The 16333-nt window shown below is 54.2% G+C and carries 11 protein-coding genes; 4 read left to right on the top strand and 7 right to left on the bottom strand.

The window, feature by feature from the left end; all coding sequences use genetic code 11:
- Positions 1-105: 105 nt before the first annotated feature.
- The 5 genes from BVC71_RS03490 to BVC71_RS03470 all read right to left on the bottom strand — a co-directional run bounded on the left by BVC71_RS03490 (position 106) and on the right by BVC71_RS03470 (position 9290).
- On the bottom strand, positions 106-1278 hold the full coding sequence (locus BVC71_RS03490; protein ID WP_086450218.1) for a beta-barrel domain-containing protein: 1173 nt from the start codon (positions 1276-1278) through the stop codon (positions 106-108).
- Positions 1278-3491: an ATP-binding cassette domain-containing protein gene (locus tag BVC71_RS03485; RefSeq protein WP_086450217.1), complete on the bottom strand. Its 2214-nt coding sequence runs from the start codon at positions 3489-3491 to the stop codon at positions 1278-1280. The genes BVC71_RS03490 and BVC71_RS03485 overlap by 1 nt, the downstream gene beginning before the upstream one ends.
- A complete protein-coding gene (locus BVC71_RS03480; RefSeq protein WP_165767714.1) occupies positions 3488-4813 on the bottom strand; it encodes a TolC family protein in 1326 nt (441 codons plus the stop codon). The genes BVC71_RS03485 and BVC71_RS03480 overlap by 4 nt, the downstream gene beginning before the upstream one ends.
- A gap of 70 nt (positions 4814-4883) precedes the next feature.
- Positions 4884-8339: an Ig-like domain-containing protein gene (locus tag BVC71_RS03475; protein ID WP_086450215.1), complete on the bottom strand. Its 3456-nt coding sequence runs from the start codon at positions 8337-8339 to the stop codon at positions 4884-4886.
- A gap of 141 nt (positions 8340-8480) precedes the next feature.
- Positions 8481-9290, bottom strand: a complete 810-nt coding sequence (locus BVC71_RS03470; RefSeq protein ID WP_086450214.1) for a YihY/virulence factor BrkB family protein — start codon at positions 9288-9290, stop codon at positions 8481-8483.
- A gap of 106 nt (positions 9291-9396) precedes the next feature.
- Between BVC71_RS03470 and BVC71_RS03465 the strand changes: the two genes are divergently transcribed.
- Positions 9397-10044, top strand: coding sequence for a nucleoside/nucleotide kinase family protein (locus tag BVC71_RS03465; RefSeq protein WP_086450213.1), 648 nt, complete (start codon positions 9397-9399; stop codon positions 10042-10044).
- 78 nt (positions 10045-10122) lie between these two features.
- Positions 10123-11754 (top strand): alpha-D-glucose phosphate-specific phosphoglucomutase, encoded by a 1632-nt coding sequence (locus BVC71_RS03460; protein ID WP_086450212.1) that lies wholly within the window; start codon positions 10123-10125, stop codon positions 11752-11754.
- Here the strand turns inward: BVC71_RS03460 and BVC71_RS03455 are convergent.
- Positions 11747-12001, bottom strand: coding sequence for a hypothetical protein (locus BVC71_RS03455; protein WP_086450211.1), 255 nt, complete (start codon positions 11999-12001; stop codon positions 11747-11749). The two genes, BVC71_RS03460 and BVC71_RS03455, sit on opposite strands and share 8 nt — an antisense overlap.
- A 192-nt stretch (positions 12002-12193) precedes the next feature.
- On the bottom strand, positions 12194-13450 hold the full coding sequence (locus tag BVC71_RS03450; RefSeq protein ID WP_086450210.1) for an MGH1-like glycoside hydrolase domain-containing protein: 1257 nt from the start codon (positions 13448-13450) through the stop codon (positions 12194-12196).
- A 273-nt stretch (positions 13451-13723) separates the two neighbouring features.
- Here BVC71_RS03450 and BVC71_RS03445 point away from each other — a divergent pair, with 273 nt between their 5' ends.
- Both BVC71_RS03445 and BVC71_RS03440 read left to right on the top strand, forming a co-directional pair.
- The gene (locus tag BVC71_RS03445) at positions 13724-14608 is read left to right on the top strand and encodes an MBL fold metallo-hydrolase (RefSeq protein WP_086450209.1); all 885 of its coding nucleotides are present in this window, start codon (positions 13724-13726) and stop codon (positions 14606-14608) included.
- A 26-nt stretch (positions 14609-14634) separates the two neighbouring features.
- A complete protein-coding gene (locus BVC71_RS03440) occupies positions 14635-16308 on the top strand; it encodes a bifunctional protein tyrosine phosphatase family protein/NAD(P)/FAD-dependent oxidoreductase (protein ID WP_086450208.1) in 1674 nt (557 codons plus the stop codon).
- The last annotated feature ends 25 nt before the right edge of the window (positions 16309-16333 follow it).

The raw sequence follows: 16333 nt of genomic DNA, 5'->3' as shown, positions 1-16333 counted from the left end.
GTGTTTCGTTTCATAATGATTAGAGCGCCAAACGCGCGCGCCCACAAGGCGTGCGTAAAAATAATGTGGGGGCCATCTGGCCCCCACGCAATTTAACAGCTCTCTCTACGGCTCTCGGAGCGCTTCTTGACCGCGATACAGGGGCTTTGTCAGATATTGTAGGACGGTTTTCCCGCCTGTGTGCAGCTCTACCGTCGCCTGCATTCCCGGTCTGATTTCAATTTCGCGCTGACGATCGGTCAGGTTTGTTAGATCCACAGCCAATGTCACCTTGTAGTGCGGATCGCCATCCGCAACGCGGTCATCCTTGAAAGTATCCGCCGAAATTAATGTAACCTCGCCCGACAGCGTTCCATAAATTGTATAGTCATAGGCAGACAATTTGACGGTCGCCGTCTGCCCTGCCCGCACATTGGCGATATCTTCAGGTGGAACGCGCGCTTCAACGAATAGTTCATCGTCGATAGGAATGATCTGGAAAATTTCCTCACCGGGTCGAATAACACCGCCAATCGTCGTGACCCCCAGATTGTTCACAATGCCAGCCATGGGCGCAGTGATAACGGTCCGCGACAATTGGTCCTGCGCCGTACGCAACTCTTGGGTCAGCGTTGCCATGATCTGTAGCGTTTCGGAATAAAGGTTCGCACGCTCCAGCTCAGCGCCAGTCACGATATCGTTGTAACGGATTTGCGCATCGGAATGCGCCTTGCGCGCGTCGGTGACTTCGAACAAGGCGACGATTTCGCGGCTGTACATATCCTCCATCGACGACAATTCGCGCTGCGTTTCAGCCAAAACCGCCGACGCGCCGCGAAGCTTACTTTGATAGTCCGACTGACGCGCTGCCAATAACGCCTGTTCCGATGCGACGATGGCAGGGCTATGGGATTCGATTAACGGATCTACGGCAAAATCACTTTGCCCTGCCATTTCGGCTTCTAACCTGATGCGGCGGATTTCGGCGGCGACCAATTGATCGCCCAAATCATCCACCCGCGCCTGAAATTGTGTACCCGCAAGACGCGCAATGACCTGCCCTGGTTCGACAACGTCACCCGGTTGAACCAGCAATTCTGCCAAAATGCCGCCCTCTAGGTTTTGAACGACCTGCGGACGCGCGCCAGAAATAATCTCTCCATCTGCGCGGACGATTTCATCGATCCAAGCAAATTTCGCCCAAGCGATAAAAATCAAAACCGCCGCAGCGACGATCCAGATGATCCTGCTGGACGATTTCAATCCACTGTCTAATTCCGTATCGACCGTAGTCGGCATTACCCCGTCGCCTTTTTGTTGCGCAGATGCGCAAGCACTTCTTCGCGCGGCCCATCAACGGCCAAGCGTCCGTTCTGCAAAATGACAGTGCGCGAGGTCAGCTGCAAGATGGGCAAACGATGGGTTGCGATAATCGCGGTGCGCTGTCCTAGCCAATGGTCCAAACGCGTCACCAAAGTTTGTTCCAACGTTTGATCCAAAGCAGCCGTGGGTTCATCCAGCAGGCACACCTTTGGATCTTGTAGCCACAGGCGCGCCCAACCAATCGATTGACGCTGACCGACTGACAGGCCCTCTCCGGCATCCGAAATCGGCATATCCAGGCCTTTTGGGTGGCTACGCACAAATTGGCCTAGTCCAGCGAAATCCAGCGACTGCAGAAGGCGGTCGTCATCACGCTCGAGCATCGTCATGTTCAGGTTATCACGCAGGGTACCCGCGAACAGGCGCACCTCTTGACCCAAATAACCGATGTTGCGGCGCAAATCGCGCGGCATGACCTGTACCATATCTACGCCGTCGATCATAACGCGGCCAGCTGTTGGCGGATAAATACCCGACAGGATTTTCATCAAAGTCGATTTCCCCGACCCGTTCGCACCCAGAATAGCAACGCGCTGGCCAGCCTCGATCTTGAGGCCCGAAATATCAACAACGCGGTCGCTCTCTTCGTTGTATTTGAACATCAGATCACGGATTTCATAAGCCCCATCAATCGTATCGCGGCGCAAATAGCTGCGCGATTCATCTGTGTCCTGCGGGGCATCCGCAATTTTATCCAATGCTTCTAGAGCTGTTTTCACATTCGACCATCGCGCCATTGTGCCTGCCAATTGCGTCAGCGGCCCCAAGGTGCGCGATGTCAAAATACCAACCGCGATGATCGTACCCACGGTGAATTCACCCGAAAAAACCATGAAGGTGCCGGCGACAACTGCCGCGATATAGGTCGCTTGCTGTACGCCTTGGCTCCAGAATGTCAGGGTCGATGCCAGTTTGCGCTGTTCGCTGGTCGCCAACGAATTCAGCGCGGACAGTTCGGACCATTGACGGCGGAAACGGTCTTCGCCGCGGGTCGCTTTGATCGTGTCGCTTTCATAAACGATTTCATGCAGCAAACGCGTGGCTTTGGTACTGGCCCCTTGGGTCTGGCGCGTCAGTTTGATCATGCGGCGCTGCATGAAAAAGCTGGGCAAAACCATCAGCAAACCACCCGCGAACAACACCCAAACAATATTGCCACCGATCGACGCGACCAGCGCCAAGAACAGCACAATGAAAGGCAAATCGGTCATCGTGCCGATGGTTGACGCGGTAAAGAATTCACGGATCGTGCTAAATTCGCGTACAGCCGAAAACGTCTGCGATTGGCTGTTGCCCGCGTTGGCGCGCATCCCCAGAATTTTATCAACCAGCAACTGTTGAACCTTTAGTTCAATCTGGCGGCCTGCCCCATCCATCAGACGGGCACGTGCGATGCGCAAAAACGCCTCGAGCACCATGGCCAGACCCGCACCGATAGCCAGAACCCATAAGGTCGCCGTCGATTGATGCGGAATGACTCGGTCATACACTTGCAGAGAAAACAAAGCGATAGCCACAGCTAACAGGTTGGCCACAAATGATCCCAACGCGACCTCGGCCACGTGGCGGCGGAATTTACGAATTTCGCCCCAGAACCAGTGTGACTGTTTTCCCTTCGACGCGTGGCGGCGCGACAATTCACGCACCGCAACATCCGCACGGACAATCGTACCTGCGAACACAGGCATGAATTCATTCAACGCGACCTCGGCCCGATTTCCAGCACAGGTGGTGTCATAGACAAATAACGTGTTGCCCTGCTGTTCCAGCACCAACACCATCTGCCCCGAGGTCATTTCAGCCAAAGCCGGCCAAAGCGATGCGACAGGTGTTTTGATCGACTTTTGCGCCGCAACCAATCCTGACGAGGACAACGCATCAGCAATCGCTGCCATCGTCACGTCATCGCTGCCTTCGCTGACGATTTTTTCCAGCAGGTCCGCACGCACCACATCGACGCCCAAAATACCTGCATAAACCGAGGCAAGATCCGCGCGATGACGGGCGCGGTCTGAAAAACGGTCTTCGTATTTTGCGGGTTCTGCGACAGGTTCGGCTGGTTTTTCCACACGCTTAATCCGCGCGCCTTTACCTGCGTTGATATCAAACGCGATTACAGGACCCTTCATATCCGGCCTCCGTCGACCAATGCGCCTTGGATTGCGGCGATTTTTAGCTCTACCAACGCGATTTGATAGGGGAACGCAACCATTGCCCGTTCGGTCCGCACCTTGGTTTCAAAAACGCCGACGACGTCATTTACGGTACGCTGACCTTCGCGCAGTTGGCTTGCGAAGATGTCGTAGTTTGCAGCAGCTTGCGATGCAATAGACCGCGCCTGTTCGGCCTGACGCTGTAGGCTGGCCAATTCCGATTCCAGCGCCCGCAGTTGGCGGTTTGTATCTTCGCGAGTCTGCGCAACCTTGGATTCTGCCGCTTGCGACTGCGCTTCGATCGCTTCGCGTGCGGCAGCGTTGCCAAAGCCAATTCCGTTTGGAATAACTGCGCCCAAATTGAAATCAGAACCGCTGTTCGTCACTGATCCTGTTGCGGACAAGCCTGGCAAATACCCGGCCCGCGCGATTTTGGCTTCAGCGATTTGGCGGCTTGCCTCGGCTTGAGATTTGGCAACAGACAACGGGATCGAAATGATTGACGTCGCCGCAAGCGCCGACAGGCCAGAGACATCCGAAACCGAATATGCAGACATGGCGTTTAGTTCGGCAATGGCGGCGTCCGCCTCTTCGCGGTCAGACATCAGATCGGACTGCATCTGGTTCAGTTTTTGTTCCACGATCTGCAGATCCGCACGGTTCGACACACCGCCGCGCACGCGCTCGCGCATGATGTAAGCGAAATGGTTCATACGCTCCATCGCGGCGGCATTGACCGCCGCAGTGGCGCGGTTTTCTTCGGCGCGCAGGTACAGTTCTAGCGCAGTCAAAACACGTTGGTTTGTGTCTTGGGCCAGCGCAACCGCTGCGACCTCGACATCGGCGACTGCGTATTCACGTTCAGCCTTGCGGCGACCATTATCAAACAGCGCCTGTTCAACCACCAGACCTGCAACAACCGACCCCAAAGAGGTCAGGCTGATTTGCGGCCCCAAAGTCGGTAGCCAATTGGTCGAGGCGGCCTCTGCCCGCAAACGCGCGGCGCGCAATTCAGCTTCGGCAGCGCGGGAATTTGCATCCAAAACAGCATCCGCAACAGTCGCGAACGGTCCGTCGGGCAATACCGATCTACGTTCTAACAGGCTGTTGATGACAACGCTTTCTTCGCCTGTCGCCATTTCAGGCGACAAAACGTTTTGCGGCGCGTCTTCGGCCGTTTTGTTCATGAACGGCAATTCACCCATAGACGGCATAGGCGGCATTTCCATGCATCCCGCCAAAACAGTTGTCAGCGTGATCGCCGAGATAGCTGTTTTGAAAAATGCATAGTTAGTCACAGTATAATCGCCCATATCGTCGGGGTCTGGATCAGAAAGGGCACCTAAAATCAGGCGCCCCGTCAATGATTTAGATGATGACGTTGATGTCTTCGTTCACCAGAACGGTGCCGTCATCGCCCAGCGTGTAAATGTTGTAGGTAGAACCATCCACGTCGCGGGTCGAACCAGTGTCGGTTGCACCAGTCATAGTTACCGTATCGTCGTTGCTGCCCAGAATGGTCAATTCGCCCATCCCGCCGGTCAGATCTTCGATATCTTGGGCCGACAATTCCAATTCGCTGTTTTCTGCAAACTGCAGGTCGATCGAACGGATATCAAAACCGTCTAGGCCAGAGTTATCAATATTGACGATGTTGGTCCCTGCTTCATCCAGTACAAACAAAGTCGATGTTTCGTTGCCAGCCGCATCGGTCGATGCAAGAACCAGCTGCGATCCATCGGGTACAGCCTGATCGAAATACAGGTCGACTTCGTCATAACGGGCGTCTTGGACTGCATCAGCCGTCAATTCGGTCACGCCGCCAGTACCCGACACTTTAAAGACTTCTAGGTCCGTATCTTCGTCTGCGATACCGATCGAACGCAGTCCATCACGGCCCTGATCCAACGATGTCACGACAGGAGCATCTGGACCAAGGGTGTCGATTTCCACGGTCGTTGTTTCGGTGCGCTGGTTGCCAACAGCATCCGTTGCCACAATAGTGACATTTGCATCGTATTCACCCGCGCGAATTTCATCCGCGTCATAGTGAACGGTCCAGTTTCCATTCGCATCCACGGTCGCAACGCGCGTGATTCCGTCAAAGGTCACAACAACTGTCGATCCTGGTTCAACCTGCCCTGTGAGGGTCAGACCGTCCGCGAGTTCAGCTGCATTTGCCACGTTGTCGGTTTCCGCAGCCGCCATGTTCAGGGTGTTTACGATGGTATCAACTTCGACCGTTTCGGTGATCGTGCTGACGTTACCAGCAGGGTCGGTTGCGCGCGCAGTCAACGTGGCCTCATATTCGCCGCCCGGAATTTCGGATGCCGTAAAATCAACAGACCATGTACCGTCCGCACCAGCCTGAACGGTGCGGCTTGCACCCGCAAAGTTAACAACGACAATCGAACCTGGTTCAACAGTGCCAGAGAACGAAATTCCGTCCGATGCCTCGGCGCCGCTGACCATTCCGTCGCCTTCGATCTGCACCTGAGAAAATGCATAGTCATCAACGTGGGTATCGACGTCCACTGTGTCAGTGACCGTTTTGCTGTTACCTGCAGCGTCGGTGATCGTCGCAGTCACGTCTGTTGTGTAGGTGCCAGATGGAATTTCGGACGACAGGAAGGTCGACGACCAGCTACCATCAGCAGCAGCCACAACCTGATGCGATGCAGCACCCAGTGTCACAGTGACAGTCAGGCCCGGCGTCGCTGTGCCGCTGATGACCACACCGTCGGCGACCTCAACCGCGTTGATGACATCGTCGATTTCAATCGGAGCCGACGACAACGCGACATCACCTGCCACGGTATCAACGAGAACGCTTTCGGTTAGCGACGATGTATTACCAGCCGCGTCAGTCGCGGAAATAACCAATTCGGTATCATATTCGCCCGTTGGGATCGAACCCGCAGGATACGTAACCGACCATGCACCCGATGCCGAAACAGTTGCCGCCATCGATACACCAGCCAAGGTGACTGTGACCGTCGAACCTGGTTCAACCATACCCGATGCGGTGATCGCTTGGCCCTGTTCATCCAGATTGATCACACCATCACCGCCAACAGCGCCGTTCGTGTGGGTCAATGTGTTCACAACAGTATCGTAATCGATCGTAGTCGAAGAGGTTTCGACGTTGCCCGATGCATCAGTCGCGACTGCGGTGACTGCGATCGCGCCCTCACCCGAAGGCAGCTCAGCAGCAGTCCAAGTCGCGGACCAAGATCCATTGGATCCAGCGGTCACAGTGCGCGTTGCACCGTTCATGGTCACTTCAACGGTCGAGCCAGCCTCTGCCGTACCCGTCAGGATTAGGCCCGATGCGGCCTCTGCTGCGTTGATGACACTATCACTACCACCAGCAGCGGCATCAATCGACAGACCCATTTCAGTATCAATCTGAATGGTCCCCGTTGTGGAGGCCGTGTTTCCAGCAGCATCCGTCGCAACAACATTAACGTCAGCAGCATAAGTGCCTGGTTCAATGTCATTTTCAGTGAACGTGGTTGTCCAGTTTCCATTCGCGTCCGCAGTGACAGTGTGTGTCACCAGACCGATGGTTACATCAACGGTCGCACCCGGTTGAGCGGTCCCCGAAATGTCGAAACCTTCGGAATGTTCAACAGCGTTCACAACACCGTCGCCCGCGATCGTTGCATCGCTCAGGGTCACTTCGGTCACAGTATCAATCGTAACGGTGCCAGTAGTCGTTGCGACATTGCCATAAGCATCCGTTGCTTCGACCGTGACGTTTAGATCGTATTCACCTTCGGCCAACTGGTCATTGGATAGAGTCAGCGTCCACGTACCGCCAGACACTGTCGCCTCGTGGGACATACCATCAATCGTGACGATAACAGTCGAACCTTCTTCGACCGCACCCGACAGAACAATGCCGCCTTCGAATTCTTCGCTGTTTACAACGCCGTCGCCACCTGTGGTTTCATCCATGGAAACAGTGGTTTGCGTGTCGAACTGAATTTCAGACGTGACTGTTTCTGTCTGATCACCGACCGTAATCGTAACCGTTGCTTCGGTTGTGTATTCACCTTCGGGCAATAGACCCGGCTCGTATACAACGGTCCATGTTCCATCGTCACCCACTGTCGTGGTCGCGGTTTCACCTTCGACTGTTACGGTGATTTCGCCGCCAGCAGTACCCGTACCCGTGATGACCACCCCGTCAGAATAATCATCACCCGAAACGACAGTACCGTCCGATGTTGTTGTACCTTCAGTCACCTCGACCGATGGACCAGAACCCCCACCATTCACGGTTTCGCCCACCAAAAGCGTACCGCCCAAAACCGCCGCACCCACGCCGCCACCAGCGAGCCCCAGACCGCCCAAACCGGTCAATAGCGGCGCAGCCAGCATGCCGACTTCTTCGTCAGTGCCGTAGACCTGATTGTAGCCCGCAACCTGAACATTTGGCGTTTCTAGGAAAAACAGATCGTCGTTAGGGCTCCACTTACCAAAGGCCTCGGCCTCTGCGTAATTGGCATAGTAATATGCGCCATCCGCTGCGGACAGCTCCACCTCGGCCAGCACACCGCCCGAAGATAGATACAGGTTGTTTTCAGGGATACCCTCTGGGGAAAAGAACCCTTCGATCATGATCACACGGCCATCAATCAGCGCAACTTGCAGCGCTTGGCCTTCGCGCGAATAGGACTGAACCTGCGCACGAGATAGATTTAAGGAAATTTGCTGATCTTGAGTTGCTATAATGGATGCCGACGCACCGTCACCAGCCACAGAACCATGATACACTTCGCCCGCAACATTGCGAGCGACGAAATTAATCGCCGACATAACTACTACTCCGCCTCAATGCCGACCATTCTTTTTGACGATGGTTCGGCTATACTTTTGATAATTTACTACCCAAAAAGCGCCACAATTTCTAGTGCGTTTTTTCCAAAGAGGTCCAGTTTATGGGTTTCTACACAAAGTTTATGCCCGAATTCGCAACAATGCGACATTCAGAACACACCCAAGCAAAACCAAATAAGAACTGATATAGAGCCACATCAGCATCGCAGCGACGGCGCCGATAGATCCGTAAACTTCGTTATAATTGCCGAAATTTGCCAGATAATACGAGAACAGCCACGATGCGCCGTACCACAGCACAACAGCCACCACACTGCCCACTGTAAAAATCCGGCCTCGGCTTACGCCGTCCCCGTTCGGTCCATAGCGATAAAGTAAGCCAAGCGCGATTAGCAAAACCAACAAGGCCACGACCCAGCGCAAAGCCAGAAGCAAGCCTTCAATCTTTGACGCCAATGGGACGAATGCGATCACCACAGGCGCGATCACAACCATAATTAGCGCAACAATTCCAACCCCGATCAGGGCAGCAGTTAATCCCACCGCCGTCATCAGATGCCGAACACCGCTGCGCGACTGGACACCCGTGATCGCATTCAATCCACGGATCAGCGCACCAACCCCTGCCCGCGCAGACCAAAGTGCGATACCCAATGACACGATTGACGCCCAACCCAGCGTTGTACTTTCCGCTGAAAGCAATCGGTTCACCTGTGCCCGTAATAGATTGAATACGTCAGCAGGTATAAATTCACGCAATAGGTTTAATTGATCATAAATAACAACCGGATCAGCAATCAGCCCGAAAACTGCGATTGACGCCGCGATTGCAGGGAAAATGGAAAAAAGCCCATAAAACGCCACACCCGCCGAAATTAGATCCAGATCGTTTGCCGACCACACCTTGCGAAAGGCAGACACCGCTGCCATTAATTTTGAAAAAGCCCCGCTCATAACTGTGACATTGTAATGCTGCCTCGCGGGTTTCAAGTGTGTAACGAGGCCACAGCTGAGCGGAAAACGAACAGGCACACCAATGGCACACAATCTAAACCTGACCCCAAAGGTCAATCTTGCGCTGGATGAAATCGAAACGCGGCTGGAAAATGCGCCCCGCATTATCGTTGCCCTGACAGGGGCCCCAGCATCGGGAAAATCCACCCTATCAACAGAACTGTTGCGCCGATTGCATTTGAAAAAAATCTCGGCTGCGGTGGTTCCAATGGATGGGTTTCATTTGGACAACGACATTCTGGATGAAATGGGCATGCGCGCCCGTAAAGGTGCGCCCGAAACATTCGACGCCGATGGCTTTATCCATATGATCCGGCGGATCAAATCCGGAGAACCCGTTTACTACCCTGAATTTGATCGCCCACGTGATATTTCCATCGCAGGCAAAGGATATGTTTCCCCGAACACTCAGGTCATTATCGTCGAAGGCAATTACCTGATGTTCGACGAAGCCCCATGGCGCGATCTGGCCGACCTGTGGGATTTCACGATCCGCTGGGATGTGCCGCTGCCCGAACTGCGCGCGCGGCTTATTCAACGTTGGCTATCCTTGAACCATTCCAGCGCAAATGCCCTGCGCCGCGCCGAAGGAAACGACATTCCCAACGCAAAACGTATCATTGATCGCACTTTGCCTTGCGATTTGATCCTAAAAGGCGTCGAAGACTGACCGATTGCGGTTGAGGTCGCGCAGAACTGTCATAAACTCGGGGTATTATCGGCTATAATTCCGACCCAAGGATTTTAAATGACTGTTTTGACGATCTCGACCCAACCGATTGAGGGTCAGAAACCAGGCACTAGTGGCCTGAGGAAAAAAACCCGTGTTTTCATGGAACCAGGTTTTCTGGAAAACTACGTTCAATCCATTTTCGATGGCATTGGCGGTGTCAAAGGCAAAACCCTGATCGTCGGTGGCGACGGTCGCTATTTCAATGACACAGCCATTCAGGTCATCCTGCGAATGGCCGCTGCGAATGGCGCCGCCAAATGCACCGTTGGCCGCGGAGGCATTTTATCGACCCCCGCCGCGTCAAACCTGATCCGTAAATTAAAAACTGACGGCGGATTGATCCTATCGGCCAGCCACAACCCCGGCGGCATCGACGAAGATTTCGGGCTGAAATACAATGGTCCAAACGGTGGCCCCGCGAATGAAGGCGTCACCGACAAAATTTATGCCCGCACCACTGACATTGACACCTATTACTCGGTCGATGCAGGTGACATTGATTTGGGCACGCTCGGGACAACCGAAATTGCGGGCATGACCGTCGAAATCATTGACCCGGTCAGCGACTACGCTGCCTTGATGAACCAGATCTTTGACTTCGATGCGATTGCGGGCCTGTTCAAATCTGGCTTCACCATGAAATTTGACGCCATGCATGCGGTCACTGGCCCTTACGCTGTTGAAATTCTGGAAAACCAACTGGGCGCGCCCAAAGGCACCGTGATGAACGCCACGCCCCTGCCCGATTTTGGCGGTGGCCACCCTGATCCGAACCCCATTTGGGCGCATGAATTAATGGATATCATGACCGGCGAAAACGCGCCTGATTTTGGCGCGGCGTCAGACGGGGACGGTGACCGCAATATGATTGTGGGACGCGGCCAATACGTAACGCCATCCGACAGTTTGGCGGTGCTGGCAGCAAACGCACATCTTGCCCCTGCCTATGCGGGCGGATTGGCGGGTGTTGCGCGGTCCATGCCAACCTCTGCCGCCGTTGACCGTGTTGCAGCCGCCAAAGGGATTGATGCGTTCGAAACGCCGACTGGTTGGAAATTCTTTGGCAACCTGCTGGATGCTGGCCGCGCCACCCTGTGCGGAGAAGAAAGCGCAGGCACGGGGTCCAACCACGTCCGCGAAAAAGACGGTCTATGGGCTGTTCTACTTTGGCTGAACATCCTTGCCGTGACGGGCAAATCCGTGGCTGATCTGATGTCGGACCACTGGGCCGAATATGGTCGCAACTATTACAGCCGCCACGATTACGAGGCTGTTGAAACGGATCGCGCCAATGCGTTGATGGATGGGTTGCGTTCGCAATTCGCGTCGCTGCCAGGTCAATCGGTCGGCCCACTGACCGTTTCGACGGCAGACGAATTTGCCTACGACGATCCAGTTGATGGCAGCCATTCTGCCGGTCAGGGCATCCGCATCGGGTTTACTTCAGGCGGGCGCGTGGTGTTCCGATTGTCTGGAACAGGCACTCAAGGTGCAACAATCCGTGTCTATCTGGAAAGCTATGAAACCGATCCATCTGCCCTGCACAATGATGCCCAAGCAGCCCTATCGGACATCATCGCAGCCGCTGACGCGATTGCTGGCATCACCACCCATACCGGCCGTGACGCACCAGATGTGATTACTTGACCAATTGCAGCACTGGCTGTGCTGGAACGATTTCAACGTCGCCGTGGAATTCAATAACAGGGCGACGTTGAGCATCCCCAATTGCAGACACGTTGATCAAAGCCTGAGTGAACGGTTTCTTTCCGGTGTTCGGACGGAAGTCATAGTTCATCACACGAATGGATGGTCGAGGCGTGTTTCCCACTTTCACTTGAAAAAAGTGAAAGCCCGTTTTGCCCATCGATACTTTTACGTTGCGCTTGCGCATAGTTTTTATTCCCGAGGCAGCAGTCTATTCAGCAATAGCAACAGTATATATGCATGTACTTTTAGATAGCCCGTTAGCGCTAAACCTATCCTAATTCGCCAAAACTGTGACACCGCAACCACCCTTTTTCCACAATAAGGTGTGCGTGAAAAAGTCGGGTAAACCCTGACCCTGCCTAGATTTTCGAATCGGTTAGAAACGCCCCTTGGCGTGTGGCGATGCCCACGTCAGCCAAATTGCCGCCGTCCATGTGAAATGCGTGCCGCCCGCGGGCGCACCGTCCAGTGGACTGAAATATTCATAAAACCCGTGTTCGGCGATCAACTTTTGCGTCCGTTTACGCAGGCGTTCGGCATGTACGGTGTGACCGGTTTCAGCTAAACCGATGCCGATCAGTGAATTGAACATGCCCCACACTGGTCCACGCCAATATCGCAGGTGGTTGAAATGCGGATCGTCGGGATCGTTAGACGGAATCCCAAAGTCGACCGTTTGCATGATCCGGTCGTAATGCGTCAGCATGCGATCGTCTTTGATCCCTGCGTACCAACACAGGAATGACGCGCATGACAGCGAATTGGTGAATTGACCCGTACGCACATCGACCGAGTCATAATGACCGCGATCTTCGTTCCAATGTCGCTCGACACCTTTTTTGAGGATTTTGATCCAGCCTTCGATTTCATCGACTTCGTGATCCAGCTCGACCGCGATATGCAACAGGTCACGACACGCCCTCAAAAACAGGAATGTCATACCAACGTCGCCAACTCGGAACGGGCCGTCGGATTTAATTACCTTTTCATCGTAACCAGCATCGCGGCTGAACTGCACCAGTGCCAGATATTTATCGTAGTCTTCTTTCTTGGGGCGCATCGAAGGGTCGACGTGATCAGTATCGCGGCGGTGATATTCACCAACATTCGATCCATCGACGTTTGCCAGCGCATCATCCCAGTCGATGGCGTTATCCCGACCGGATTCCCATGGGTGGGTAATAACCACCATCCCATCTTCGATACGGTTTTTCATAAACCAACGGTGCCAACTGACCAAACGACCGAACAACAGCTCCATATGGACGCGGCCATAGTGTTTATCCGCCTCATACACAGCACGAGCCATGGTGGCCGCGATGGGCGGTTGCGTAATGCCTGACGTATGCGGCACGCGTTCTAGGTTCCAAACATCGGGCCCCGGAAAATAGCCAATAGCCTGTTTGTGAAACACGATATGCGGAACCATGCCGTTGTCCCACTGCCCCGTAAACAACGTTTCCAATTCGGCCCACGCACGGCGCACGTTAAAGCTTGAAAAACCCCAGGCTGCAAATGCGCTATCCCAGTTCCACTGGTACGGATACAGCCCCTTTGTCGGCACGGTGTATAGCCCGCGATCGTTTTCCTGTAGAATCTTGCGGGCCTTCTTGTCGATCTTGTCGTAGTTCATCGTCCGTCCTTTGGGGCGCATTGGGCTGCGCTTTACCCTATTGGACACTTGTGCCCCTCAAAGAACCACCCCTGAGAGCCAAATTTCGCACCACAAATCCGCGTCTGCCTAATAATTAGGCATGGTCATTTGATCTAAATCAAAAAACATATTCTGTTTTTTAGATATTTCTTTTCTGCACTCACATTCCCCCCGTTGACAGGCAAACGATCTGGCCCCATATATCAAACAAATGAAATGTATTGGGGTCTCGCCCCTTGGAAGGAGATCAATATGACCACTTACCCAGTGAATATGTCCGTAAAGCCAGAGGTAAAAGCCTTTTTCGACGAAGCAACTTGGACCATTTCCTATGTGGTCAAAGATCCTGAATCGAATAAATGCGCTATCGTAGATTCAGTAATGGACATCGATTACGCCGCCGGCCGCATCACATATGAATCGGCCGATGAAATCATCCAGTACGTTCAGGACAACGATCTGGAAGTCGAATGGCTGATCGAAACGCACGTACACGCCGACCACCTGTCCGCTGCGCCGTACATCCAGCAGAAAACCGGCGGTAAGATCGGCATCGGTGAACACATCAAAACTGTTCAAGATGTGTTCGGCAAAGTGTTCAACGAAGGCACCGAATTCCAGCGTGATGGATCGCAGTTCGACGCACTATTCACCGATGGCGACACATACGAGGTCGGCTCGATGAAAGTGTTTGCAATGCATACACCCGGCCACACCCCAGCGTGCATGGTGCATGTATTCGGTGACGCGGCTTTTGTTGGCGACACACTGTTCATGCCAGACGGCGGTTCGGCCCGTGCCGATTTCCCGGGTGGCGATGCGGGCATCCTGTTCGACAGCATCCAAAAGGTTCTGGAGCTGCCTGACGACATGCGCCTGTTCATGTGCCACGACTACGGCCCGAACGGCCGTGACATTCAGTGGGAAACCACCGTTGGCGACGAAAAGAAGCACAACATTCATGTTGGCGAAGGCAAAACCAAAGAGGATTTCGTCAAGTTCCGCACCGAACGCGATGCGCAACTGGCTATGCCGCGCCTGATTATCCCATCGCTGCAGGTCAACATGCGCGCAGGTGAAATCCCTCGCGATAAAGACGGCAATCCGATGCTCAAAGTGCCTGTAAACGGCCTTTAATCACCCCACGTCCGGAGGAGACATCCGTGGAACTGAACCAAATCAACAAACGCCTAACCGTGTCGCCGCAAATCACAGTGGACGATGTAAAGGCGATCGCCTACGCGGGTTTCCGTGCGATCATCTGCAACCGTCCTGATGGTGAAGGCGCCGATCAACCCACATTTGAGGAGATCGACGCGGCAGCACAGGCAGCGGGTCTGAAAACCGTCTACATGCCTGTCACTTCGGGCAAGGTCCGCGACGAAGACGCCGCTGATTTTGGTGAAGCCATGGATACTCTGCCCGGTCCGGTGTTTGCGTATTGCCGCACCGGTACGCGTTCTGCGACCCTGTGGTCGCTAAGCGCTGCGACGTCGTCGCCAACGGCTGACATTCTGGCCGCGACCAAAGCCGCTGGATATGACATGGGCGGCGTAGTCCGCCGCATCGTAAATGGCGGCAAAACGCCGACCGATCAGACCGATGCATCATACGACGTCGTTATAGTAGGCGCTGGCGCGGGCGGTATTTCGGTCGCATCGTCACTGAAATCGCGCAAGCCCGATCTAGACATCGCGGTGATCGATCCCGCTGACATCCACTATTACCAACCTGGTTGGACTTTGGTTGGCGGCGGTGTTTTCCACGCCGAAGATACCGCAAAAACCATGGGCAGCCTGATCCCCAAAGGCGTCCATTGGATCAAAGCAGCCGTTGCTGCATTTGAACCCAAAGATAACGCCGTCATTTTGGATGGTTGCCGCGTTGTCGGATATAAACGCCTGATCGTTGCACCCGGTATCAAACTGGACTGGAACCGTATCGAAGGTCTGGTTGAAACGCTGGGCCGCAATGGCGTGACATCGAACTATCGCTATGACCTTGCGCCCTACACTTGGAAACTGGTCCAAGAAATGAAAGAGGGCCGCGCAGTATTTAGCCAGCCGCCAATGCCGATCAAATGCGCAGGCGCGCCGCAAAAAGCGATGTATCTGTCAGGTGACCATTGGTACAAAAACGGCGCGCTGAAAAACATCCAGATTGATTTCAACAACGCCGGCGGCGTTCTGTTTGGTGTCAAAGATTACGTTCCTGCGCTGGAAACCTACATTGCAAAGTATGGCGTAAACACCAACTTCTTCCATAACCTTGTGTCGATCGATGGTGAGGCGAAAAAGGCAACATTCGAAGTCGCAAAGCCGGACACGGACAAGACGACCGTGACCGTTGATTTCGACATGATCCACGTGGTGCCGCCACAAGTCGCACCTGATTTCATCCGCGTGTCGCCTTTGGCTGATGCGGCGGGCTGGGTCGATGTGGATCAGGCAACATTGCGCCACAAAACATTCGACAACATCTGGTCGCTTGGCGACGTGATGAACGCACCGAATGCGAAAACCGCAGCGGCAGCACGCGTTCAGGCACCTGTGGTGGCCGAAAACGTCTGCGCAGACATCGACGGCAAATCGGCGGTCGCGCAATACACCGGATATGGCTCCTGCCCGCTGACCGTGGAACGCGGCAAAATCGTTCTGGCCGAATTCGGTTACGGCGGTGTGTTGAAACCATCGTTCCCAAAATGGCTGCTGAATGGCACCAAACCGACCCGCGCGGCGTGGTTCCTGAAAGAAACCGCCCTCCCCCCGATCTATTGGAAAGCGATGCTACGAGGCCGTGAATGGATGGCCAAACCAGAAAGCATCACAGCCAAATAAACCAAATTGGGGCGCGAAAACGGCG

The sequence above is a fragment of the Marivivens niveibacter genome (genome assembly GCF_002150005.2).
Classification (GTDB): domain Bacteria; phylum Pseudomonadota; class Alphaproteobacteria; order Rhodobacterales; family Rhodobacteraceae; genus Marivivens; species Marivivens niveibacter.
The sequence above is the reverse complement of the archived record's forward strand: the minus strand, read 5'-3'. Positions and strand labels throughout refer to the sequence as shown.